The organism is Pseudomonas sp. C321 (assembly GCF_055407105.1).
This window is the reverse complement of sequence record NZ_JBUZRB010000003.1, coordinates 61,378-85,149: the sequence shown is the minus strand read 5'-3', so window position 1 is coordinate 85,149 and position 23,772 is coordinate 61,378. Positions and strand designations below refer to the sequence as shown.

Annotated in this window: 24 protein-coding genes and 1 tRNA gene; 18 read left to right on the top strand and 7 right to left on the bottom strand. The window is 59.8% G+C overall.

All coding sequences use genetic code 11. The annotated features are described in order from the left end of the window. Positions 1-58 precede the first annotated feature (58 nt). Positions 59-2,167, top strand: coding sequence for a TonB-dependent siderophore receptor (locus tag ACZRJ6_RS09890; protein WP_463968007.1), 2,109 nt, complete (start codon positions 59-61; stop codon positions 2,165-2,167). Between the two features lie 9 nt (positions 2,168-2,176). On the opposite strand, the gene hemH is transcribed toward ACZRJ6_RS09890, so the two are convergent. Together hemH and ACZRJ6_RS09880 are read right to left on the bottom strand one after the other, a co-directional pair. After that, positions 2,177-3,199, bottom strand: coding sequence for a ferrochelatase (hemH, locus tag ACZRJ6_RS09885; protein ID WP_463968006.1), 1,023 nt, complete (start codon positions 3,197-3,199; stop codon positions 2,177-2,179). A 14-nt stretch (positions 3,200-3,213) separates the two neighbouring features. Next, a complete protein-coding gene (locus ACZRJ6_RS09880) occupies positions 3,214-4,113 on the bottom strand; it encodes a TIGR01777 family oxidoreductase (RefSeq protein WP_463968005.1) in 900 nt (299 codons plus the stop codon). A 209-nt stretch (positions 4,114-4,322) separates the two neighbouring features. Here ACZRJ6_RS09880 and ACZRJ6_RS09875 point away from each other — a divergent pair, with 209 nt between their 5' ends. From ACZRJ6_RS09875 to ACZRJ6_RS09820, 12 genes are all read left to right on the top strand, one after another. Then, the gene (locus tag ACZRJ6_RS09875) at positions 4,323-5,309 is read left to right on the top strand and encodes an FAD-dependent oxidoreductase (protein ID WP_133101968.1); all 987 of its coding nucleotides are present in this window, start codon (positions 4,323-4,325) and stop codon (positions 5,307-5,309) included. Then, the gene (locus ACZRJ6_RS09870) at positions 5,306-5,521 is read left to right on the top strand and encodes a TIGR02450 family Trp-rich protein (protein WP_463968004.1); all 216 of its coding nucleotides are present in this window, start codon (positions 5,306-5,308) and stop codon (positions 5,519-5,521) included. Before ACZRJ6_RS09875 ends, ACZRJ6_RS09870 begins: the two co-directional genes overlap by 4 nt. A 112-nt stretch (positions 5,522-5,633) precedes the next feature. After that, entirely contained in the window at positions 5,634-6,605 is a 972-nt protein-coding gene (locus ACZRJ6_RS09865) for a YbgA family protein (RefSeq protein ID WP_463968003.1), read from the top strand. Positions 6,606-6,608: 3 nt separating this feature from the next. Further along, a complete protein-coding gene (locus tag ACZRJ6_RS09860) occupies positions 6,609-7,544 on the top strand; it encodes a MerR family transcriptional regulator (RefSeq protein ID WP_463968002.1) in 936 nt (311 codons plus the stop codon). Then, positions 7,545-8,990, top strand: coding sequence for a deoxyribodipyrimidine photo-lyase (phrB, locus tag ACZRJ6_RS09855; RefSeq protein WP_463968001.1), 1,446 nt, complete (start codon positions 7,545-7,547; stop codon positions 8,988-8,990). Then, positions 8,983-9,405 (top strand): nuclear transport factor 2 family protein, encoded by a 423-nt coding sequence (locus ACZRJ6_RS09850; protein ID WP_463968000.1) that lies wholly within the window; start codon positions 8,983-8,985, stop codon positions 9,403-9,405. Before phrB ends, ACZRJ6_RS09850 begins: the two co-directional genes overlap by 8 nt. Continuing rightward, positions 9,402-10,184, top strand: a complete 783-nt coding sequence (locus tag ACZRJ6_RS09845) for an SDR family NAD(P)-dependent oxidoreductase (protein WP_463967999.1) — start codon at positions 9,402-9,404, stop codon at positions 10,182-10,184. The genes ACZRJ6_RS09850 and ACZRJ6_RS09845 overlap by 4 nt, the downstream gene beginning before the upstream one ends. After that, the gene (locus ACZRJ6_RS09840) at positions 10,181-11,428 is read left to right on the top strand and encodes an NAD(P)/FAD-dependent oxidoreductase (protein ID WP_463967998.1); all 1,248 of its coding nucleotides are present in this window, start codon (positions 10,181-10,183) and stop codon (positions 11,426-11,428) included. Before ACZRJ6_RS09845 ends, ACZRJ6_RS09840 begins: the two co-directional genes overlap by 4 nt. Continuing rightward, positions 11,425-12,234, top strand: a complete 810-nt coding sequence (locus ACZRJ6_RS09835) for a DUF1365 domain-containing protein (protein ID WP_463967997.1) — start codon at positions 11,425-11,427, stop codon at positions 12,232-12,234. Before ACZRJ6_RS09840 ends, ACZRJ6_RS09835 begins: the two co-directional genes overlap by 4 nt. Continuing rightward, entirely contained in the window at positions 12,221-13,492 is a 1,272-nt protein-coding gene (locus ACZRJ6_RS09830; protein WP_463967996.1) for a class I SAM-dependent methyltransferase, read from the top strand. Before ACZRJ6_RS09835 ends, ACZRJ6_RS09830 begins: the two co-directional genes overlap by 14 nt. Next, on the top strand, positions 13,485-13,964 hold the full coding sequence (locus ACZRJ6_RS09825; protein ID WP_463967995.1) for a DUF2878 domain-containing protein: 480 nt from the start codon (positions 13,485-13,487) through the stop codon (positions 13,962-13,964). The genes ACZRJ6_RS09830 and ACZRJ6_RS09825 overlap by 8 nt, the downstream gene beginning before the upstream one ends. 54 nt (positions 13,965-14,018) lie before the next feature. Further along, on the top strand, positions 14,019-14,324 hold the full coding sequence (locus ACZRJ6_RS09820; RefSeq protein WP_149411743.1) for a YkgJ family cysteine cluster protein: 306 nt from the start codon (positions 14,019-14,021) through the stop codon (positions 14,322-14,324). A gap of 163 nt (positions 14,325-14,487) precedes the next feature. Here ACZRJ6_RS09820 and murI read toward each other — a convergent pair whose 3' ends face one another. From murI to hemA, 5 genes are read right to left on the bottom strand one after another with little or no spacing between them, the layout of a single operon-like run. Beyond that, positions 14,488-15,282 carry a glutamate racemase gene (murI, locus tag ACZRJ6_RS09815; RefSeq protein ID WP_463967994.1) on the bottom strand — a complete coding sequence of 265 codons (795 nt, stop codon included), beginning with the start codon at positions 15,280-15,282 and terminating at the stop codon, positions 14,488-14,490. Further along, positions 15,275-16,030 carry a molybdopterin-synthase adenylyltransferase MoeB gene (locus tag ACZRJ6_RS09810; RefSeq protein WP_463967993.1) on the bottom strand — a complete coding sequence of 252 codons (756 nt, stop codon included), beginning with the start codon at positions 16,028-16,030 and terminating at the stop codon, positions 15,275-15,277. Before ACZRJ6_RS09810 ends, murI begins: the two co-directional genes overlap by 8 nt. Continuing rightward, positions 16,024-16,854, bottom strand: coding sequence for a peptide chain release factor N(5)-glutamine methyltransferase (gene prmC / locus ACZRJ6_RS09805; RefSeq protein WP_463967992.1), 831 nt, complete (start codon positions 16,852-16,854; stop codon positions 16,024-16,026). The genes ACZRJ6_RS09810 and prmC overlap by 7 nt, the downstream gene beginning before the upstream one ends. Continuing rightward, a complete protein-coding gene (gene prfA / locus ACZRJ6_RS09800) occupies positions 16,855-17,937 on the bottom strand; it encodes a peptide chain release factor 1 (protein ID WP_133101953.1) in 1,083 nt (360 codons plus the stop codon). Next, a complete protein-coding gene (gene hemA / locus ACZRJ6_RS09795) occupies positions 17,934-19,217 on the bottom strand; it encodes a glutamyl-tRNA reductase (RefSeq protein WP_463967991.1) in 1,284 nt (427 codons plus the stop codon). The genes prfA and hemA overlap by 4 nt, the downstream gene beginning before the upstream one ends. Before the next feature lie 208 nt (positions 19,218-19,425). Here hemA and ACZRJ6_RS09790 point away from each other — a divergent pair, with 208 nt between their 5' ends. From ACZRJ6_RS09790 to ACZRJ6_RS09770, 5 genes are all read left to right on the top strand, one after another. After that, the gene (locus tag ACZRJ6_RS09790) at positions 19,426-21,150 is read left to right on the top strand and encodes a tetratricopeptide repeat protein (RefSeq protein ID WP_463967990.1); all 1,725 of its coding nucleotides are present in this window, start codon (positions 19,426-19,428) and stop codon (positions 21,148-21,150) included. 4 nt (positions 21,151-21,154) lie between these two features. Beyond that, entirely contained in the window at positions 21,155-21,772 is a 618-nt protein-coding gene (lolB, locus tag ACZRJ6_RS09785) for a lipoprotein insertase outer membrane protein LolB (protein WP_463967989.1), read from the top strand. A 1-nt stretch (position 21,773) separates the two neighbouring features. After that, entirely contained in the window at positions 21,774-22,625 is an 852-nt protein-coding gene (gene ispE / locus ACZRJ6_RS09780) for a 4-(cytidine 5'-diphospho)-2-C-methyl-D-erythritol kinase (RefSeq protein WP_463967988.1), read from the top strand. Positions 22,626-22,662: 37 nt separating this feature from the next. Then, positions 22,663-22,737: transfer RNA gene (locus tag ACZRJ6_RS09775), tRNA-Gln, on the top strand. A gap of 46 nt (positions 22,738-22,783) precedes the next feature. Beyond that, on the top strand, positions 22,784-23,725 hold the full coding sequence (locus tag ACZRJ6_RS09770) for a ribose-phosphate pyrophosphokinase (protein ID WP_003208392.1): 942 nt from the start codon (positions 22,784-22,786) through the stop codon (positions 23,723-23,725). Positions 23,726-23,772 lie beyond the last annotated feature (47 nt).

Genomic DNA, 23,772 nt, shown 5'->3' with positions numbered 1-23,772 from the left:
GATACACCCTCATTAGTCATGTTATATTGTTTCAATATTGATATTGGAACGCTCTACCATGACGTCTCGTAAATTTGCTCCACTGGCGGGCATCGCCCTGGGCCTGCTGGTGGACCCGGTGTTCGCCGAAGACACCAACACCGTTGAACTGGACGCCATCAGCGTCACCGCCGACGCTTACGAATCGGCCACCGGGCCGGTCAAGGGCTATCGCGCCACCCGCTCCGCCAGTGCGACCAAGACCGACACCGCCCTGCGAGATATCCCCCAATCGATCAGCGTGATTCCCGCCACGGTGCTCAAGGACCTGGGCAGTACCAATGTCGAGCGTGCCCTGGAGTTTGCCGGCGGCGTGTCCAAGCAGAACAACTTCGGCGGCCTGACCCTCTACGAATACAGCGTGCGCGGCTTCACCACCTCGGAGTTCTACCAGGACGGTTTCAGCGCCAACCGTGGCTACCCGAGCACCCCGGACGCGGCCAATATCGAACGGATCGAAGTGCTCAAGGGCCCCGCCGCCAGCCTTTATGGTCGCGGCGACCCCGGCGGCACCGTCAATATCGTCACCAAAAAACCGCAGCCCGAAGCCTTTACCACCGTGCAGACCAGCGCCGGCAGCTGGGATCGCTACCGCACCGCGGTTGACATCAACACCCCGCTGGACAGCGAAGGCAACGTGTTGTCGCGGGTCAACCTGGCGGTGGAAGACAACCACAGCTTTCGCGATCACGTGCAGAGCAAGCGCGTGTTCGTCGCACCATCGTTCAGTTGGCAACTGGACCCGGACACCCACCTGTTGGTGGAAAGTGAATTCGTGCGTCACAGCTCAACCTTCGACCGCGGTATCGTCGCCCCCAATAACCGCTGGAGCGGCGTCTCCCGCTCGACCTTCCTCGGCGAGCCCAACGACGGCGCTATCGACAACCACAACAACCGCCTGCAAGCGACCCTTGAGCATCATCTGAACGATGCCTGGAAACTACGCCTGGCCAGCCATTACAAACAAGGCAGCCTGAGGGGCGACGCCTCTGAGAACCGCGCAGTGAACGCCGATGGCCACACCATCAACCGCCGTTATCGCGAACGTTCCACCGGTTGGCACGACAGCATCACCCAGCTGGAACTGCGCGGCCTGTTCGACATTGGCAGTTGGCAGCACGAACTGCTGATCGGTACCGAATACGAGGACTACCGCAAGAAAGAACGGGTGACCGCCATTGCTGGCAGTTACCCCATCGACATCTATAAGCCGATCTACGGCCAGCCCAAACCCAACGGCGCCCGCTCCGGCACCGACTTCTTCGAACAGGTCAAAAGCCAGGCACTGAACCTGCAGGACCAGATCATCTTCACTGACCGTCTGCGGGGCATGGTCGGCGCGCGTTTCGAACACTTCGAACAAAGCACTGACGACTTCACCCGTAACCACGCCAAAAGCCAGCAGACCCACGACGCCCTGACCCAGCGCGCCGGCCTGCTGTATCAACTGACGCCTCAAGTCGGTCTGTTTGCCAACGCCTCCACCTCATTCAAGCCCAACAATGGCCTGGACGCTGGCGGCAAATCCTTCAAACCTGAAGAAGGCGTGGGCTACGAAGTGGGTATCAAGAGTGAGCTGTTCGACGACCGCCTGAGCACCACCCTCGCCGCGTTCCATATCGAAAAGGAAAACGTTCTGGCCCTGGACCCGGACACCAACACCAGCCGCGCCATGGGCAAGGCTCGCAGCCAGGGATTTGACCTGCAACTGACCGGGCAATTAACCGACGCTGTGCGGGTCATTGGCGCCTTTGCCTACATTGATGCCGAAGTCACCAAGGGCAACAAGGCCATCCCTGCCGGCAGCCGCATTCTCGGCGTGGCCAAGCGCAGTGGCAGCCTGTTGGGGGTGTATGAGTTTCAGGATGGCCTGCTGCGTGGCTCTGATCTAGGCGCCGCCTTCACCTACGTCGGCGATCGCTCGGGCGAGGCCGGTGGCAGTTTTCAATTGCCGGCCTATCACACCGTCGACCTGCTGGCCCATTACAAAGCCAGCGACAACGTCACGGTGGGCCTGAACCTCAATAACCTGTTCGATGAAAAGTACTACGAGCGCTCCTACAGCAACTACTGGGTCAACCCCGGTGAGCCGCGCAATTTCACCGTCAGCCTGACCCTCAACCTGTAACCACGGCGCCTACAATTGCAGCGGCGCTCTTTCACACAACGTATTGAGCGCCGCCGCCCACTGTTCATTATCATTAAGGCACGGCACCAGCACCAACTCCTCGCCCCCCGCCTCACGGAACTGCTCCAACCCGCGATCACCGATTTCTTCCAGGGTCTCGATGCAGTCCGCGACAAACGCCGGGCACATCACCAACAACTTCTTAACCCCTTGCTTGGCCAGCGCTTCCAACCGGGCCTCGGTATAGGGTTCGATCCACTTCGCCCGACCCAGGCGCGACTGGAATGCCACCGACCACTTGCCATCCGGCAAGCCCATGCGCTCGGCAAAAGCCTGAGCGACGCTGAAGCATTGCCCGCGATAGCAAGTGGCCCGGACTTCTGGCGAGGCATTTGCGCAGCAGTCAGAGGCGCCATCGAATTCATGACCAGGATTGAGCTTTTTCAGGTGCCGCTCCGGCAGGCCGTGGAAGCTGAACAACAGGTGATCAAAGTTTTGCTGCAAATGCGGCCTGGCACTGGACACCAGGGCATCAAGGTACTCCGGCTGATCGTAGAACGGCTGCAGGATCGAGAACTGCACCTTGAGCTTCTTCTCGCGCACTACCCGCTGGGCTTCTTCAATCACCGTGGTCACGGTGCTGTCGGCAAATTGCGGATACAACGGCGCCAGGGTGACTTTCTGGATGCCCTGGGCGGCCAGGCGGGTCAGCACGCTTTCAATCGACGGTTCGCCGTAGCGCATCGCCAGTTCCACCGGGCCCTGGGTCCACTGGGCAGTCATCTGCTGTTGCAGACGGCGACTAAGGACTACCAGCGGCGAACCCTCCTCCCACCAGATCGAGGCGTAGGCATGGGCCGACTGCTCGGGACGCTTGATCAGGATCAACGACACCAGCAAACGCCGTACCGGCCACGGCAGGTCGATTACATAAGGGTCCATCAAAAACTGATTGAGGTAGCTGCGCACATCGGCCACCGAAGTGGACGCCGGTGAACCCAGGTTGACCAGTAACAACGCGTGATCCGTCATGCAACATCCTATCTCTAGAGGCGGCTGGACAAGTCATCCAGGGCCGCGTGCAACTCAGTGAACTGAAATGTGAAACCGGCGGCCAACAGCCGTTCCGGGACCGCCTTCTGACCGCCCAGCAACAAGCCGGACAACTCACCCAACCCCACCCGCAGGGCGAAGGCCGGCATGGGCATGAACGCCGGACGGTGCAGCACCTTGCCCAGGGTTTTGGCAAACTCGCGGTTGCGCACCGGATGAGGTGCACAGGCATTATAAGGACCCCTGGCGTTGCTCTTGTGCAGAAGAAAATCAATCAAGGCGATTTGATCCTTGATATGGATCCACGGCATCCATTGCCGACCATTACCGATGGGCCCGCCCAGCGCCAGTTTAAACGGTAGCAACAGGCGCGACAAAAAGCCGCCCTGCGCCGCCAGCACCAAGCCTGTACGCACCAATACCACGCGTATGCCGAGGGCTTCGGCACGCTGGGCGGTTTCTTCCCAGGCGATACACAGTTGGCTGGGGAAATCGTCCTGCACCGGGCCGCTGTCTTCAGTCAGCTCGCGCTCACCGCCGTCGCCGTACCAACCGACCGCAGAACCGGAGATCAACACCGCAGGTTTGTGCTCAAGGCCGTCTAGCCAAGCCAGCAGGGTTTCGGTCAGGCTGATCCGACTGCTCCACAACAGGGCCTTGCGTTTATGGGTCCAGGGCCGGTCGGCAATAGGCGCTCCGGCCAGGTTGATCACCGCATCCACCGGCTCCGCCAGGTCTTGCAGACGGGCTATGCCGCGCACCGGATCACCACAGAGCTTGGCCACCTGCTCGGGGCGACGACTCCAGACGCTCAAGCGATGCCCCTGTGCCAGCCAATGTTGGCAGAGCTGGCGACCGATCAGACCCGTACCACCGGTCAGCAAAATATGCATGAGATCTTCCTCGTGTAACGTTCGCCGGCCATCACTGGTCTATTTTATAAGCAGGGATCTTTTTAATCCGGCGCACGTTGGTTTAACCCGCAGGTTTAACCATAGGTCACGCCAAACGTTCAGGTACGCCAAAACCTATACTAAAAAATAAAATTGTACAGCTATTGATGGCGATGTAGCCTGTACCCAACGGTAAAATGAGGCCCTCCATGACTGTTCCCATCGCGATCATTGGTACCGGCATCGCCGGACTTTCGGCCGCCCGAGCGTTAAAAGATGCCGGGCACGTTGTACAACTCTTCGATAAAAGCCGTGGCAGCGGCGGACGCATGTCCAGCAAGCGCAGTGATGCTGGCGCCCTGGACCTGGGCGCCCAGTATTTCACCGCCCGCGACCGGCGCTTCGTCAACGAAGTGCAGCGCTGGCAAGCCAATGGTTGGGTCGCCCAATGGAAGCCGCAGCTGTACAACTTCCAGTCCGGCCAGCTCAGCCCCTCCCCTGATGAACAGACCCGCTGGGTGGGCACGCCCCGTATGAGTGCCATCACCCGCGCCCTGCTTGACGACTTGCCTGTGGAGTTCGGCTGCCGCATCACCGAAGTGTTCCAAGGCAAACAGCACTGGAACCTGCTGGACGCCAATGGCGGCAACCACGGTCCCTTCAGCCATGTGATCATCGCCACCCCGGCGCCCCAGGCCACTGCGCTGCTGGCCGCCGTACCAAAATTGGCCAGTGCCGCCGCCGGGGTAAAAATGGACCCTACCTGGGCCATCGCCCTGGCGTTCGACACACCCTTGGATACACCCATGGAAGGCTGCTTCGTGCAGGACAGCCCGCTGGACTGGCTGGCCCGCAACCGCAGCAAACCGGGGCGCGATAACACCCTCGACACCTGGGTATTGCACGCCACCAGCACCTGGAGCAAGCAGCACCTGGACCTGCCCAAGGACGCGGTGATCGAACTGCTGCACGGCGCATTCGCCGAACTACTGCACTGCACCATGCCTGCCCCCTCCTTCAGCCTGGCCCACCGCTGGCTCTATGCCCGGCCGGCCAGCAGCCACGAATGGGGCGTGCTGGCCGACGCCGATCTGGGGCTGTACGTGTGCGGCGACTGGTGCCTGTCGGGCCGGGTCGAAGGTGCCTGGCTCAGCGGCCAGGAAGCGGCAAAGCGGCTGATCGAGCACCTGCAGTGAACCGCATCAATCCCACCAAATTGCTGCTGTCGAAGTGGACAGCGGCCCGCCCCCGCAACAAAGAAAAACACTTCTTGGTCAGCGAATTGTTTCGCGACGAAGAAGGCACGGTGCTGGAAATCGAATTGCAAGCTGTCCTCACCAACCGTGGCGAACGCCTGGCCTGGCAGACCCTCCAAAATGCCGAAGACTGGAAAATGGGTTGGAAATAACCCGACGGCAAATACCTATACAAATAAATTGACTTGTACAGCATCAACCCTATGATGAGATTTAGTTGTACGCAAATAATATCCCGTACAAGAATCTTGCAGAGGTTTTGGCATGTCCAGCACCCCGTCCACTACTAGCAAACCCAAAATCGCCATCAGTGCCTGCCTGCTGGGTGAGAACGTGCGCTTCAACGGTGGACACAAGCAATCGCAACTGTGCAGCCAGACCCTGACGGATTATTTTGACTTCGTGCCCTTGTGCCCCGAAGTCGCCATCGGCCTGGGCATTCCCCGAGAACCGATCCGCCTGGTGGGCGATCCCCAGCACCCTCAAGCTGTCGGCACCGTTCACCGCGAACTGAACGTGACCCAGCCGCTGGACGACTACGGCCAGCAGATGGCCGCCGAACACACCGACCTCTGCGGCTACATCTTCATGCAGAAATCACCCTCCTGTGGCCTGGAACGAGTCAAGGTATATCAGGATAACGGCATGCCCATCGATGGCGGTGGACGCGGCATCTACGCCCAGGCGTTCTGTGCCCGCCACCCCAACCTGCCGGTGGAAGAAGACGGTCGGCTCAATGACCCGGTACTGCGGGAAAACTTCCTGACCCGCGTCTTCGTCTACGCCACCTGGCAACAGCTGCTGGCCGAGGGCCTGACCCGCCACCGCCTGCTGGCATTCCACTCGCGCTACAAATACCTGCTGATGGCCCACAGCCCGGCCCACTACAAAAGCCTCGGCCACCTGCTGGGCAACATGAGCAAGGACGTCGACCTCAACCAACTGGGTGTGGGCTATTTCAGCAAACTGATGACGGCACTGAAAAAATGCGCCACCCGCGGCACCCACACCAACGTGCTGCAACACATCAGCGGTTACCTCAAGCAAGCCATCAGCGCCGAAGACAAACAGGAAGTGCAGACCATCATCGACCAATACCGCAACGGCATCGTGCCGCTGGTGGTGCCGATGACCTTGCTCAAACACCACTTTCGCCAACATCCGGACCGCTACATAGAACAGCAGGCTTACCTGCAACCGCACCCGGAAAACCTCAGCCTGCGTAATGCGATTTAACCCATGAATGTGCTTGTACAAGACGATATCGAACCCGGCGAAAACTTTGCCCAGGCCCTGGAACAAGGCTGGCTGCCGATTCGCGAAGTGGCGCGCCAGACCGGTGTCAACGCCGTAACCCTGCGCGCCTGGGAACGGCGTTACGGCCTGATCGTGCCGCAACGCACGCCCAAGGGGCATCGACTGTTCTCCGCCGATCACGTGCAACGCATCCACACCATCCTCACATGGCTTAATCGTGGCGTACCGGTCAGCCAGGTCAAACAACTGATCAACACCGCACAAACCGTCGACGACAGCGTAGAAAACGAATGGCATAGCCTGCGCCAACATCTGCTAATAGCCATCAGTCAACTGGCCGAGCGCCGGGTGGACGATGCCTTCAACCAGGCCATGGCGCTGTACCCGCCGCGCACCCTGTGCGAGCAACTGTTGCTGCCGCTGCTCAAGGAACTTGAACAACGCTGGCAAGGGCAGTTCGGTGCGCAAATGGAGCGGGTGTTTTTCCATTCCTGGCTGCGCAGCAAGTTCGGCGCCCGGATGTACCACAACAACCGTCAGCTCAATGGGCCGCCGTTATTGCTGATCAATCACTCGGATCTGCCTCTGGAACCCCACTTGTGGTTGACCGCCTGGCTGGCCAGCAGCGCCGACTGCCCTGTGGAGGTCTTCGACTGGCCACTGCCCGCCGGCGAGCTGACCCTGGCCGTCGAGCATTTGCAGCCCCGTGCAGTGCTGCTTTATTCGAGCAAGGCCATCAATTTGGTGGCCTTGGCGAAACTCCTGAGCGGCGTCAGTTGCCCAACACTAATGGCCGGACCAACGGTATGCATCCATCAAGCCGAGTTGTCCGTATTAACCCATGACATCCCTGAATTATTCCTGGCCGAAGACCCGTTGTCGGCCCATCAGGCATTGATCCAGCGTGGACTTCTCTAAATGCACTTGACCTGGCTGCGCACCGACCTGCGCCTGCATGACAACACCGCCCTCACTGCCGCAAGCCAGCGAGGCTCAACGGCAGCTGTCTACCTGATCACCCCCGATCAATGGCTTGCCCATGACGATGCACCGTGCAAGGTGGATTTCTGGCTGCGCAACCTGCAGGCCTTGAGCCAAGCCCTGGCTGAATTGAACATCCCGCTGCTGATCCGTCATGCCGCAACGTGGGATCAGGCGCCGCAGGTGCTCGCGCAATTGTGCCAGGAGCTATCGATCGAGTCGGTCCACGTCAACGAAGAATATGGCATCCATGAAAGCCGTCGCGACGCAGCCGTCGCCCAGACGCTGGAGGGCCAGGGCGTCACCTTCCACCGCTACTTGGACCAGTTGCTGTTCCAACCCGGCAGCGTGCTGACCAAGACCGGTACTTACTTCCAGGTGTTCAGCCAGTTTCGCAAAGTCTGTTACAACCGCCTGCACAGCGCCCTGCCCCGATTGGTGGCAACGCCCAGGACGCAAACTGTATTGGACCTGAAAAGCGATCCGGTCCCTGAGCACGTCAGCGGTTTCGCCACGCCCAGCGAAGGCCTGCGTGCCCTGTGGCCAGCGGGTGAAGACGAGGCGCGGCGTCGCCTGGAGCAATTCACCGACGGGCAGATCAGCGACTACAAGCACGAACGAGACTTCCCGGCCAAGCCCGGAACTAGCCAGTTGTCCGCCTACCTGGCCGCCGGCGTGGTCTCGCCGCGCCAGTGCCTGCACGCTGCGCTGCAAAGCAACCGGGGTGAATTTGAAAGCGGCGATATGGGCGCCATCACCTGGATCAACGAGCTGCTGTGGCGCGAGTTCTATAAACACATCCTGGTAGGCTATCCTCGGGTCTCCCGCCACCGCGCCTTTCGCCCCCAAACCGAAGCTGTGGCCTGGCGCCACGCCCCTGAAGACCTGGCCGCCTGGCAGCAAGCGCGCACTGGCCTGCCGATCATCGACGCAGCCATGCGCCAGTTGCTGGAAACAGGCTGGATGCACAACCGCCTGCGCATGGTGGTGGCGATGTTCCTCACCAAGAACCTGTTGATCGACTGGCGCGAAGGCGAGCGTTTCTTCATGCGCCACTTGATTGATGGCGACCTGGCGGCCAACAACGGTGGCTGGCAGTGGAGTTCATCCACCGGCACCGACTCGGCGCCTTATTTCCGAATTTTCAGCCCGCTGAGCCAGTCGGAAAAATTCGACGGTGAAGGACGTTTTATCAAGCACTGGCTGCCGCAGTTGGCCACTCTGAACAAAAAAGAAGTGCATAACCCCGATGCCGTCGGCGGCCTGTTTGGCGTGGCCGACTACCCGCGGCCGATTGTCGACTTGAAGAAGTCCCGGGAACGCGCCCTGGCGGCCTTTCGCAGCCTGCCCTCGCGCCAGTCGGCTGGGGGTGAGTATGAGTGATTTTCTGCGCCGGTTTGCCCATGCCTTTGCGACCCTGGACAAACACAACCTGCACCTGCTCGACAGCTTGTACAGCAAGGACATCACGTTCACCGACCCGCTGCACGAGGTCCAGGGGCTGACAGCACTGCATGCCTATTTCGCCGGGCTGTACGACAACGTCAGTCAGCTGCGTTTTGATTTCCACGGCTTCGACCAAGTGGCCGAGGGCGAAGGTTATCTGCGCTGGAAAATGAGTTTTTGCCACCCGCGCCTGGCCAAGGGCCAACTGATTCGGGTGGAGGGCTGCTCGCACCTGCTGTGGCGCGACAAGGTTTACCGGCACCGAGATTACTTCGATGCGGGCGCGCTGCTTTATGAACACTTGCCGCTAATCGGTCGGGTTGTCAGTTGGCTGAAAAGGAGAATGGGATGAGCCCTACACCGCCTCGTCGTTATTGGTTGACCGGCGCCAGCAGTGGCATCGGTGCCGCCCTGGCCGAAGAGCTGCTCAACAGCGGCGCCCATGTGGCGATCAGCTCGCGCTCCAAAGCGCCACTGGAGCAGCTTGATCAGAAATATCCGGGGCAAGTGCTAGTGGTGGCGGGCGACTTGACCAACAGCCAAACAGTGCGCGAGATCGGTGAGCATATCGCCGTGGTCTGGGGTTCCCTGGACACGGTGATCCTCAATGCGGGCACCTGCGAATACGTCGACGCCAAGCAGTTTGACTCCTCGATCATCGAGCACGTGGTTCGCACCAACCTGCTGGCCAGCAGTTACTGCATCGAGGCGGCCTTGCCGCTGTTGCGCGCCGGTCATACACCGCATCTGGTGGGCGTCGCCAGCGCCGTGACCTATTTGCCGATGCCACGGGCCGAGGCCTACGGCGCGTCCAAGGCCGGCCTGCGCTACCTGTTTGAATCCCTGCGTATCGACCTATCGCCTGAAGGCATTGATGTCACCGTGATCAGCCCAGGCTTTGTCGACACACCTATGACTGCCCGCAACGACTTCCCGATGCCCTTGAACTGGCCGGTAGACAAGGCCGCCCGGCATATTTTCGCCAAGCTGAACAATCGCCCACTGGAGATCGCCTTCCCCGCGCTGTTTATCGCCGCCTTGTGGCCGCTGTCGAAACTGCCAAACCGCGCGCAACTGATCATCGGCAAGCGCATGTTGCGCAGCCCGCCGCCTCATAAGGACAACCTGTGAAGATCGCCATTATCGGCAGTGGCATTTCTGGGCTGACCAGTGCCTACCTGCTCAGTCGTCGCCACGACATTGCGCTGTTCGAAGCGGGCGAGCGTATCGGCGGTCATACCCACACGGTGAACGTGACCGTAGAAGATGAACAGTACGCAGTGGACACCGGCTTTATCGTGTTCAACGACTGGACCTACCCCAACTTCATTCGCTTGCTCGGGCAGATTGGCGTGTCGTTCAAGCCCACCGAGATGAGCTTTTCGGTATGCGACCAGAACGAAGGCTTTGAGTACAACGGCAACAGCCTCAACAGCCTGTTCGCCCAGCGCCGCAACATTCTCTCCCCCGGTTTCTGGGGCATGTTGCGCGATATCCTGCGCTTCAATCGCCAGGCACCGCTGGATCTGCAAGAGCAGCGCATCAGCGCCGAGATGACCCTGGGCGAGTACTTGCAGGCCGGCAACTACGGCCCGCGCTTTATCCGCCATTACATCGTGCCCATGGGCGCGGCGATCTGGTCGATGTCGCTGGCGGACATGCTCGGTTTTCCGCTGCAATTTTTCGTGCGGTTCTTCAAGAACCACGGCCTGCTGTCGGTCAACAACCGGCCGCAATGGTGCGTGATCGAGGGCGGTTCCAACTGCTATATCGAGCCGCTGAGCGTGTCCTTTCGCGAACAGATTCGCCTCAATTGCCCAGTGAGCCGCGTGGAGCGTACCGCTGAAGGCGTGATCCTCCACAGCGTCGCTGGCAGCGAACAGTTCGACAAAGTGGTCTTCGCCTGCCACAGCGACCAGGCCCTGCTCCTGCTGGGTGACCCTAGCCTGGCCGAGCAGCAGATCCTCGGCGCGATGCCCTACGCCGATAATGACGTGGTCCTGCACACCGACATTCGTTTGCTGCCGGATCGTAAATTGGCCTGGGCCAGTTGGAACTACCGGCTGGACGGTAACGCCCACAAGCAGGCGGCTGTCACTTACGACATGAACATCCTGCAAGGCATCGAGAGTTCGACCACCTTCTGCGTCAGCCTCAACCAGACGGCGATGATCAACCCCCTGAAAATCCTTGCCCGATACACCTACGCCCATCCGCAATACAGCCTGGCCGCCGTAGCCGCGCAAGCCCGCTGGGAAGAGTTGCATGGCACCCGGCACACCTATTATTGCGGCGCCTATTGGGCCAATGGTTTTCATGAAGACGGCGTAGTCAGCGCCCTGCGCGTGGCCCAGGCCTTTGGGGAAACCCTGTGAACAGCGCCCTGTACAGCGGCTGGATTGCCCACCGCCGGTTTACGCCCAAGGCCCATGCCTTTCGCTACCGGATCGGCCTGCTGTACCTGGACCTCAGCGAACAGGATCACGTGTTGCAGCTCTCGCCCCTGGCCGGCACCGGCCGCTTTGCGCCCTTTGCCTTTCGCCAGCAAGACTATCTGCGTGAATTCACCCGCCACGGCATGAGCTTGACCGCCGCGGTGCAGCAAGAAATCGGCAAGGCGCTGGGGTATGTGCCCCAAGGTGGTATCTGCCTGCTAACCCAGGCTCGCAGTTGGGGCCTGGCGTTTAATCCGGTGAGTTTTTTCTACTGTTTCGAAGCCGATGGGCGGCTAGCGGCGATCCTCTGCGAAGTCACCAACACGCCTTGGCGCGAGCGCTACCACTACGTGCTGCCAGCTCAGGCACTAGCGGCCGATGAGCATCAACACTTTGCCGTAGCCAAGGCGTTTCATGTCTCGCCGTTCCTGCCAAGGGACCTGGAATACCGCATGAGCTTCAGCCCGCCCACCACAAGACTCGGCGTGCACATGGCCGACTGGCAAGGCGAGGTTAAAGTGTTCGACGCCACCTTGAGCCTGCAACGCGAGGCCCTCGATCGATCCAGCCTGCACCGTTACCTGTGGCGCTTCCCCTGGATGACCGCCAAGACCTGCCTGGCAATTTACTGGCAAGCCCTGCGCTTGCTGTTTAAACGCACGCCGATTTTCCCCCACAAGGCCGCCGATGGCGCCTCACGAACTGCAGTTGGGTATACCAAGGATCGCCGCCATGAAATCCCCTAGCTTATCGGTCAAATCCAGTCGTTTAAACGTTAACGGCATGACCGGCGCCTTGTTGCGCAAGGCTGTGCTGCGCCAATTCGGTAACCTTCGTCACGGCCAGTTGGTGGTGATCGAAGACGGCGAGCGACAAGTCTTCGGTGCTCGAGAAGCGCACCTGCTGGGGGAAGTCCAGATCCTTGACCCGGCCGTATGGGGCCTGGTGGCGGCCAACGGTTCCATCGGTGCCGGCGAGGCGTTTATTCATGGTTACTGGAGCAGCCCGGACCTGACCGCCGTAGTGCGCGTGATGGTCAGCAACCTCGATGTACTCGATGCTCTTGAAGGCGGCCTGGCGAAACTGGCGCGGCCCTTCACCCAAGGCCTGCACTGGCTCAACCGCAATACCCGCAAGGGCTCACAGAAGAACATCGCCGCACATTACGACCTGGGCAATGATTTATTCGAAGAGTTTCTCGACCCAACCATGATGTATTCGGCCGCACAGTTCCTTACTGACGACGACACCCTGGAACAGGCACAACTGAACAAGCTGGAACGTATCTGCCAGAAACTGGCGCTCAAGCCTTCGGATCACCTGCTGGAAATCGGCACTGGCTGGGGCAGCATGGCGCTGTACGCCGCGCAGCACTATGGCTGCAAGGTCACCACTACGACCTTGTCCAAGGAGCAGTTTTCCTACACCGAAAAGCGCATTGAAGCACTGGGTTTGCACAATCAGGTGACGCTGCTGTTGCAGGATTATCGCGACCTCACCGGGCAATACGACAAACTGGTGTCGATCGAGATGATCGAAGCCGTGGGCCATCGTTTCCTGGCGACTTACTTCAAGCAGTGCGCGCAGTTACTCAAGAGCGACGGCCTGATGCTGCTGCAAGCCATCACCATCCGCGAGCAACGCTACGAACAGGCCAAGAGCAGCGTGGACTTTATCCAGCGTTACATCTTCCCCGGCGGCGCCCTGCCCAGTGTGCAAAAAATGCTGGACATCGTCAGCCGCGACACCGACATGAACCTGCTGCACATGGAAGACTTCGGCCTGCACTACGCGCGAACCCTGCGCCTGTGGCATGAGAGCTTTCGCCGCGCCCATGGCCGCCTGATGGAACTGGGCTACGACGAATACTTTCTGCGCCTGTGGGAGTTTTACCTGTGCTACTGCGAAGGCGGTTTCATGGAGCGCACCATCGGCACGGCACAATTGCTGCTGGCCAAGCCCTCGGCGGTAACCCAACCCTTACTCGGCCGCTTTAATGCTTAAAAAGCTGGCGAATGCCGTGCTGTTTCAGTGCGGCTGGTTTGCCTGCGTCATTGGCGGTGACAGTCTGTGGTTGCTGGTGGGGTTGGCGGTATTGGCTATCCATCTGCTGTGGATAAGTTCATATGCCAAAGAAGGAGGACTTATTCTCGACGTCACTCTGGCTGGCACGGTGCTCGACACGCTATTACGCAGTTTGGGCGTGTTTCAGTTCAGCGAACCTGGCCCATTGATTCCTTTCTGGCTGATCATGCTGTGGGCGCTGTTAGCCACCACTCTGCGTCATTGTCTGGCCTGGACAGCACGCCCCTGGTGGCGCGCCAGCCTGCTAGGGGCGCTGGGCGGGCCGCTGTCCTACTACGCCGGCAGCCAATTGGCTGGCGTGATTTTCCCTTACGGTACCGGGCCAACGCTTGTTGGGTTGGGGTTGCTCTGGGCGCTGGTTTTTAGAGGGCTACACCGGATAGCACAGTAACGTCCGTCAGAGCTTTCACACCGATGCAGCGCTGTTGCCTTACACTGCGCGCCTATGACCACCATTCCCCACACTCAAATTGCCGAACCCGCCGTCACCTGCTCCACCTGCGCCGCGTGCTGCTGCCAGTTGGAAGTCATGCTGATCACCGATACCGGTGTGCCTGAACGTTTTATCGACACTGACGATTGGGGCGGCGAAGTCATGCTGCGCCTGGACGATGGCTGGTGCGCGGCGCTGGATCGCAACACAATGATGTGCAGCATCTACGAGAAGCGCCCGCTGATCTGCCGGGAGTTCGAGATGGGTGCGCCGGAGTGCATCGACGAGCGCCAGGGGATTGCGACGATGTATCGCTGATCTTCGATCAGATGTGGAAGCCTATCTGTGTTTGGCCGCAATCGCAGCCAAACAGAACAAGTGCTTCATAAGAAGCATTCCTTCCGAACGAAGTTCGTATGATTTTGTACAGGCTGACTTCCTATAGAAGTCAGTGCAAAAAGAACGTGACCTCACGAACTTTTCACAAGACAAGGCTTCGTACAACACCTGAAGACTTCCATAGTGTTGGTAGGATTTTTCTCAGGTGTTGCGGATCGCCACTCGTCCAGAATTGCGCCGTCCGGGGATTGCCCTCGGCCAACAATCCGCGCTCACCCAAAAGCCGCTGCAACTGACGTGCAACCGCCGCCCCGGTGTCGATCAGGATGATCGTGGGCGGTAGCAGTTGCGCCAGCAGTGGCTTGAGAAAGGGATAGTGAGTGCAGCCCAGAATAATGGTGTCGCAACCGGCCTCGACCAGCGGTTCGACATAACCTTGCAACAGCAGGCGCAAGGCAGGGCTGCTCAGGTCGCCGGTTTCGATCAGCTCCACCAGCCCCGGACACGGCTGGGTAATCACCCGCACGTCGGTGGCAAAGCGGTCCAGCAACGCGGCGAACTTGGCGCTCTGCAGCGTGCCGGTGGTCGCCAGCACGCCGACCACGCCACTGCGGGTAGCCGCCGCAGCCGGTTTGACGGCGGGTTCCATGCCCACCAGCGGCCAATCGGGAAAATCCCGCCGCAGGTCAGCGACAGCAGCCACGGTCGCGGTGTTGCACGCGATCACAAAGGCCTTGGCACCCTGCTCGCGGAAAAACCCGGCGATCAGCCGAGAGCGCTCGCGAATAAATTCCGGAGTTTTCTCGCCATAGGGTATGTGCCCGCAATCGGCCACGTACAACAGCGACTCATGGGGCAATAGGCGCTGGATTTCGTCCAGCACCGACAGGCCGCCGACACCGGAGTCGAACACACCAATCGGCGCGTCCTTAACCATGTCGGGTACCGCAGACACTGCAACCCGGATCTCGCTTGACCCGCAACTCACGAAAACGCGTGGTCAAGGCATCGATCAACAACAGCCGCCCTACCAGCGGCTCACCGAAACCGGCCAGCAGCTTCAGCGCTTCCAGGGCTTGCAGGCTGCCCACCAAACCCACCAGCGGGCCGATCACGCCGGCTTCGCTGCAAGTCAGTTCGGCTTCGCTGCCGTGCCCGTATAAACAGTGGTAACACGGACTTTCGGCGCGCCGGGGATCGAACACCGAAAGCTGACCGTCCAGACGAATCGCCGCACCGCTGACCAGCGGTTTACCGGCAGCCACGCAGGCGGCATTTACCGCTTCGCGGGTGGAGAAGTTGTCGGAGCAATCCAGCACCACGTCTACCGCAGCCACGGCGGCGGCCAGGGAGTCGGCGTCCAGCGCGGTGCGATGGGCGACCAATTGGATCTCGGGATTGATCGCGCCCAGGCGGCGGATGGCCGAATCGACTTTGGTAAGGCCCACACTGTCGGTGTCGTGGATGATCTGGCGTTGCAGGTTGGTCAGGTCGACGGTGTCGAAATCCGCCAAATGCAGTTCACCAACGCCGGCTGCCGCGAGGTACAAGGCAACCGGTGCGCCCAGGCCGCCGAGGCCGACAATCAGCGCACGGCTGTTTTTCAGGCGCAACTGGCCGTCGATGTCGACATGCTGCAACAGAATCTGCCGGCTATAGCGCAACAGTTCCTGATCGGTCAGCACGGCCGGCGTCCCAGGCTGATGCGTTCGTGGCCGCCGAGGTCGATGCGACTGTGGACCTCTTCGAAGCCTTGCGCCAGCAACAGGTCGCGAACGGCCTGGGCCTGGTCATAACCATGCTCCAGCAGCAGCCAGCCGCCGGCATCCAGATGCGCGGGTGCCTGAGCGATGATCAGGCGCAGGTCGTCCAGGCCATCGTGGCCGGCCACCAAGGCGCTGGCCGGCTCGAAACGCACATCACCGGCTGCCAGGTGCGGGTCGGTGTCGGCGATATACGGCGGGTTACTGATGATCAGGTCGTAGGTGTGATCTTTCAGGGCGCTGAACCAATGGCTGTTCAGCACCGTGGCGTTGTTCAGGTGCAGGCGCTGGCGATTACGCTCGGCGAGGGCCACGGCTTCGAGCACGCGGTCGACCGCAGTGACTTTCCAATCCGGGCGCTCGCTGGCCAGAGCCAGGGCAATCGCACCACTGCCGGTGCCCAAGTCCAGGACATTGGCCGGCGTGGCGGGCAGTAATTCCAGGGCGGCTTCCACCAACATCTCGGTTTCTGGACGCGGGATCAGCGTGTGCGGTGCCACTTCCAGGTCCAGCTTCCAGAACCCTTGCTGGCCGAGGATATAGGCCACGGGCTCGCCGCTACGGCGGCGTTGCAGGTAGCTGGCGAAGGTCAGCGCGGCTTCGCTGCTGACGATCTTTTCCGGCCAGGTGTGCAGGTAGCTGCGAGACTTGCCCAGGGCAGCGGCCAGTAGCAATTCCACATCAAGTCGCGCGGTGGGCGAGTCAGGCAACTCGGCGGCGCGTAACAAACTAGCAATAATGGTCATTTATTCACCTATCGCTGCCAGTTGGTCGGCCTGGTATTCGGCCAGCAACGGCTCGATCACCGCGTCCACGCCACCGGCAAGAATTTCATCCAAGGAGTACAGGGTCAGGTTGACCCGGTGATCGGTGACCCGGCCCTGGGCAAAGTTGTAGGTCCGGATGCGCTCGGAACGGTCACCGGAGCCCACCAGCAATTTGCGCTCGCTGGCAATCGCATTGGCGGCGGCGCTGGTCTGCTGGTCATTGAGCTTGGCCGACAGCCAGGACATCGCACGCGCTCGGTTTTTGTGCTGGGAACGTTCTTCCTGACACTCCACCACAATACCCGACGGCAAGTGGGTGATACGGATTGCCGAGTCGGTCTTGTTGACGTGCTGGCCGCCAGCACCCGATGAACGGTAGGTGTCGACCCGCAAGTCCGCCGAGTTAATCTCGATGGCTTCCTGCTCGTCCGGCTCAGGCAACACCGCCACGGTGCAAGCCGATGTGTGGATGCGTCCCTGGGATTCAGTGGCCGGGACCCGCTGTACGCGGTGAGCGCCGGATTCGAATTTCAGCTTGCCGTAGACGTTGTCTCCTTCAATCCGGGCGATGACCTCTTTATAGCCGCCATGTTCACCGATGTTCTCGGACAGGATCTCGACACGCCAGCCGCGGCGTTCGGCATAGCGCGAATACATGCGAAACAGGTCCCCGGAGAAGATCGCCGCTTCGTCACCGCCAGTGCCGGCACGGATTTCCAGGAATACGTTGCGCCCATCGTTGGGGTCCTTGGGCAGCAACATGCGTTGCAGGTCGCCTTCCAGTTCGATCAGCCTGTCCTTGGCTTCGCGCACTTCTTCAACAGCCATTTCGCGCATGTCCGGGTCGCTGTCCTTGAGCAACGCCTGGGCGCCTTCGAGGTCAGCCTGAACCTTGAGCAGCTGTGTATAGATGGCCACAATGGGTTCAACTTCCGCGTATTCCTTGGAATAGGTGCGGAACTTGTTTTGATCGGAGATGACTTCGCCATCGCCGAGCAAGGCGGTCAGTTCCTCGAAACGATCCTGGATCATGTCCAGCTTATTGAGCAGTGACGCTTTCATTGCGGTTTTTTATCCGAAGCCGACGTGCCCTCATTGAGGGCAAAGAGTTCCTGGGCCATGGCCAGCGCATCGAGGCGGCCTTCGGCAGTCAGTTTTTTAAGCTGTACGCTTGGGGCGTGCAGCAATTTGTTGGTGAGGCCACGGGCCAGGTGCATCAGCACGTCTTCGGCGCTGCTGCCGTTGGCCAGCATACGCTGGGCCTTGATCAATTCCTCATCCCGCAGGCGCTCGCCCTGCTGGCGGTAAGCCTTGAGCACATCGACGGCGGCCAGTTCACGCAGGCGCACCATGAAGTCATCGGCGCCGGCGCTGACCATTTCCTCGGCTGCCTGGGCTGCGCCCTGGCGGCTCTTGAGGTTTTCAGCGACCACTTCGTGGAGATCGTCGACGCTATAGAGGTAAACGTCGTCCAACTCGCCGACTTCAGGCTCGATATCCCGGGGAACGGCGATATCCACCATGAAGATCGGCTTGTGCTTGCGCAGCTTCAAGGCGCTTTCTACCGCGCCTTTACCGAGGATCGGCAACTGACTGGCGGTGGAGCTGATCACGATGTCGCTGCGCACCAGTTCGGCGGGGATTTCCGAGAGCAACACCGCGTGGGCGCCAAACTGCTCGGCGAGGATGCTGGCACGTTCCAGGGTACGGTTGGCTACGACGATCCGCTTGACCCCCAGCTCATGCAGGTGGCGGGCGACCAGGGTGATGGTTTCGCCGGCACCGATCAGCAGCGCCTGGCTGCGTTGCAAGTCGCTGAAGATCTGCTTGGCCAGGCTGACAGCGGCAAATGCCACGGAGACCGGGTTTTCGCCGATGGCGGTATCGGTGCGCACCTGTTTGGCCGAGTTGAACGTGGCCTGAAACAAACGCCCCAGCAGCGGGCCGATGGTCCCGGCTTCACGGGCCACGGCGTAGGCCGATTTCATCTGGCCGAGAATTTGCGGTTCGCCCAATACCAGCGAATCGAGCCCGGAGGCGACCCGCATCATGTGACGAACTGCCGCATCTTCTTCGTGCACATAAGCGCTTGCGCGCAGCTCTTCAAGGCTCAAATGGTGGTAATCAGCCAGCCAGCGCAGCACCACATCCACCGAAAGATGTTCCTGCTCTATATAGAGTTCGCTGCGATTGCAGGTAGAAAGGATCGCAGCTTCGCGGCTGTCAGTGAGCCGGCAGAGCTGCTGCAAGGCCTCAACCAACTGCTCCGGGGTAAACGCTACGCGCTCGCGGACGTCTACAGAAGCAGTCTTGTGGTTAATACCCAGAGCAAGGAAGGCCATTCAATATCGCTGATGATGTCGAGAGGCCGACAATTGTCCTACTTCGCCTGATTCAGAACAACCATTGCCGTCTATTGCCCTAATAGCTTACGCCATAAAACGCGTTGCCCTCAGGTTCTTCGCGAGCACGCTCGCGCCTACACGGTTATGTTTGGCCGAAGGCTTGTGTCATGATGATCCGACCGCAGGTTAGTCGTCCTCTTCCTATATGAATAGATCTTCCGCGTTGCTCCTTGCTTTTGTCTTCCTCAGCGGCTGCCAGGCCATGGCCCCCGTATCGCCGGACAGTTCGCCACCGGTAGAAGACAGCACTCCCACCCCTGAAAAGCCCAAGGTTTACTCCTCGTTCAGTGAAGAGACGGTATTCAGTCTGCTGAGTGCGGAACTGGCCGGCCAGCGCAATCGTTTCGACATTGCCCTGGATAACTACGTGACCCAGGCCATCAATACCCAGGACCCTGGTATTTCCGAGCGAGCGTTTCGCATTGCCGAGTACCTGGGCGCCGACCAGGCCGCGTTGGATACTGCGCTGATCTGGGCGAAAAACGCCTCGGACGACCTTGAAGCCCAACGTGCAGCGGCGATCCAACTGGCTCGCGCCGGGCGCTATGACGACTCCATGATCTATATGGAGAAAGTGTTGCAGGGCAAGGGTGACACCCACTTCGACTTCCTCGCGCTGTCGGCTGCCGACACCGACCAGGACACTCGCACCGGCCTGATGAAGAGTTTCGACCGGCTGCTGCAAAAGCACCCGAAGAATGGCCAGCTGATTTTCGGCAAGGCCTTGTTGTTGCAACAGGATGACGAAGCCGAGGCCGCCTTGACGCTGCTGGAGCGCAACCCGCCGGAAGACGGTGAAGTCGCCCCACTGCTGCTGCGGGCGCGCCTGCTGCAAAACCTCAATCGCGGCAAGGAAGCCTTGCCGTTGCTGGAAAAAAGCATCAAGAAGTACCCGGACGACAAGCGCCTGCGCCTGACTTACGCCCGCATGTTGGTGGAGCAGGACCGCATGGAGGATGCCAAGGTAGAGTTCGCCAGCCTCGTCCAGCAATACCCGGATGATGACGAACTACGCTACTCCCTGGCGCTGGTCTGTCTGGAGGCCAAGGCCTGGGATGAGGCCAAGGGCTACCTGGAAGACCTGATCGCCCGGGAAAGCCATGTCGACTCGGCGCACCTGAACCTGGGGCGTATCGCTGAAGAGCGCAACGACCCGCAAGGCGCGTTGATCGAGTACGCCCAGGTCGGCCCCGGCAATGACTACCTGTCAGCCCAACTGCGTCAGGCCGATATCCTGATGAACAACGGTCGCACCGATGAAGCGGAAAAACGTCTGACGGCGGCACGGGATGCAGAGCCGGACTACGCCATCCAGCTCTACCTGATCCAGGCCGAGACCTTGTCGGCCAACAATCAGGGCGATCGCGCCTGGAAAGTACTGCAGCAAGCACTACTGCAATACCCCGACGACCTGAACCTGCTGTACACCCGCGCCATGCAGGCAGAAAAACGCAATGACCTGGCGCAGATGGAAAAAGACCTGCGTCTGATCATCAAGCGTGACCCGGACAACGCCATGGCACTGAACGCCCTGGGTTACACCTTGTCCGACCGTACAACGCGCTATGCCGAGGCCAAGGTCCTGATCGAGCAGGCTCACCAGCTCAACCCGGAAGATCCGGCCGTGCTCGACAGCCTGGGCTGGGTGAATTACCGCCTGGGCAACCTGGACGAAGCCGAACGCCTGCTGCGCCAAGCCCTTGAGCGATTCCCCGACCAGGAAGTCGCCGCTCACCTGGGCGAAGTGCTCTGGGCCAACGGCAAACAGCGCGAAGCCAGACAAATCTGGAAGAAGTTCCTCAAGGAACAACCCGAAAGCCCTATCCTGCGCAGCACCATCAAGCGCCTGACCGGATCCGAGACCCTTTAAGATTATGTTTTTGCGCCACGCCATCGTTTTCAGCTTTATCGCCCTGCTCGCCGGTTGCGCGGGCTTCGGCGCACGCGAGTCCGTCGAAGGCCAGGGCAACCTGGCACAGTGGCGACAACACAAGGATCAACTGAACAGCCTCGACGGCTGGCAGATCAGCGGCAAGGTCGGGATTCGCGCACCGAAGGACTCGGGCAGCGGCACCCTGTTCTGGCTGCAACGCCAGGATTACTACGACATCCGACTTTCCGGCCCCCTGGGACGTGGCGCTGCACGCCTGACCGGCCGACCGGGGCAAGTGAGCCTCGAAGTCGCCAACCAGGGCCGCTATGAAGCGCCGAACCCCGAAGGTCTTCTGGAAGAACAACTGGGCTGGAAATTACCAGTGTCGCATCTGGTGTGGTGGGTTCGCGGACTGCCCGCACCCGACAGCAAGAGCCGCTTGAGCCTCAATGGCGACAGCCGCCTGGCCACCCTGGAACAGGATGGCTGGCAGGTCGAGTACTTGAGCTATGTCGAACAGAACGGTTACTGGCTACCCGAGCGCATCAAACTGCATGGTACTGACCTTGACGTCACGCTGGTGATCAAGGACTGGCAACCACGCAAGCTGGGGCAATAACATGACGGCAAAGCGCCTGACCCTACCCGCTCCAGCCAAGCTCAACTTGATGCTGCACATTCTTGGTCGCCGTGAAGACGGTTACCACGAACTGCAGACGCTGTTTCAATTTCTCGACTACGGCGATGAACTGACCTTCGTTGTACGCGATGATGGCGTGATTCAACTGCACACCGAGTTCGAGGGAGTACCCCACGACAGCAATCTGATCGTGAAGGCAGCAAAAAAACTTCAGGAACAATCTGGATGCGCGCTGGGCATTGATATCTGGATCGACAAGATCCTACCCATGGGCGGTGGAATCGGCGGTGGCAGCTCCAACGCTGCCACCACCCTGCTCGGCCTGAACCACCTGTGGCAACTGGGCTGGGACGAGGATCGCCTGGCTGCGCTGGGCCTGACACTGGGTGCAGACGTCCCGGTTTTCGTCCGTGGACACGCCGCTTTTGCCGAGGGAGTGGGGGAAAAACTCACCCCTGTAGACCCCGAAGAACCTTGGTATGTCGTGCTTGTTCCGCAAGTATCTGTAAGTACAGCAGAAATTTTTTCAGATCCACTGTTGACACGTAACTCTACTCCCATTAAAGTGCGCCCCGTTCCCAAGGGAAACAGTCGAAATGACTGCTTACCGGTTGTAGCAAGGCGTTACCCAGATGTACGTAACGCTTTGAATTTGTTAGGTAAATTTACCGAAGCAAAATTAACCGGAACTGGAAGTTGTGTGTTTGGGGGCTTCCCAAACAAAGCTGAAGCTGATAAAGTCTCGGCCCTTCTTACAGAGACCCTTACAGGGTTTGTAGCAAAAGGAAGCAACGTTTCGATGTTGCATCGCAAGCTGCAAAGTCTGCTCTAAAAGGAACCGAGTGCTGGGCACTCGTTGCAACAAATACAGGGGCGTCGCCAAGCGGTAAGGCAGCAGGTTTTGATCCTGCCATGCGTTGGTTCGAATCCAGCCGCCCCTGCCATTTTCGTATACTCATCCAGGTTACCCTCAGCCTTCAGGTACTGCGCGTGTCCAAGATGATGGTCTTTACGGGGAACGCCAACCCCGATCTGGCTCGGCGTGTTGTACGTCAGCTGCATATCCCTCTCGGTGACATCTCTGTCGGTAAATTCTCCGACGGCGAAATTACAGCCGAGATCAATGAAAACGTCCGCGGTAAAGATGTCTTCATTATTCAGCCGACTTGCGCTCCGACCAACGATAACCTGATGGAACTCGTCGTGATGGCTGATGCCTTCCGCCGCTCCTCAGCGACTCGAATCACAGCTGTAATCCCTTATTTTGGTTATGCCCGTCAGGATCGCCGTCCGCGTTCCGCACGTGTGGCTATCAGCGCGAAAGTCGTTGCTGACATGCTGACCGTGGTAGGCATCGACCGTGTTCTCACGGTTGACCTGCACGCTGACCAAATCCAGGGGTTCTTCGATATTCCAGTAGATAACATCTACGGCTCCCCCGTCTTGGTGGATGACATCGAAGACCAGCGCTTTGAAAATCTGATGATCGTGTCCCCGGACATTGGCGGCGTCGTGCGTGCACGTGCTGTTGCCAAGTCCCTGGGCGTGGATCTCGGGATCATCGACAAACGCCGTGAGAAAGCCAATCACTCTGAAGTGATGCATATCATTGGTGATGTCGAAGGGCGCACCTGTATTCTGGTCGATGACATGGTCGACACCGCCGGCACTCTGTGCCACGCGGCGAAAGCCTTGAAAGAGCACGGTGCAGCCAAAGTCTTTGCCTACTGCACACACCCTGTGCTGTCAGGTCGGGCGATCGAGAACATCGAGAACTCAATGCTGGACGAACTGGTGGTGACCAACACCATCCCGTTGTCCGCTGCTGCTCAAGCCTGTTCGCGTATCCGTCAACTGGATATCGCACCGGTAGTTGCCGAGGCGGTTCGCCGCATCAGCAACGAAGAATCGATCAGTGCGATGTTCCGTTAAGGGTCAACCCTTGGCGACATCCCACTGACGAAAAGCGCCCCGCCCCA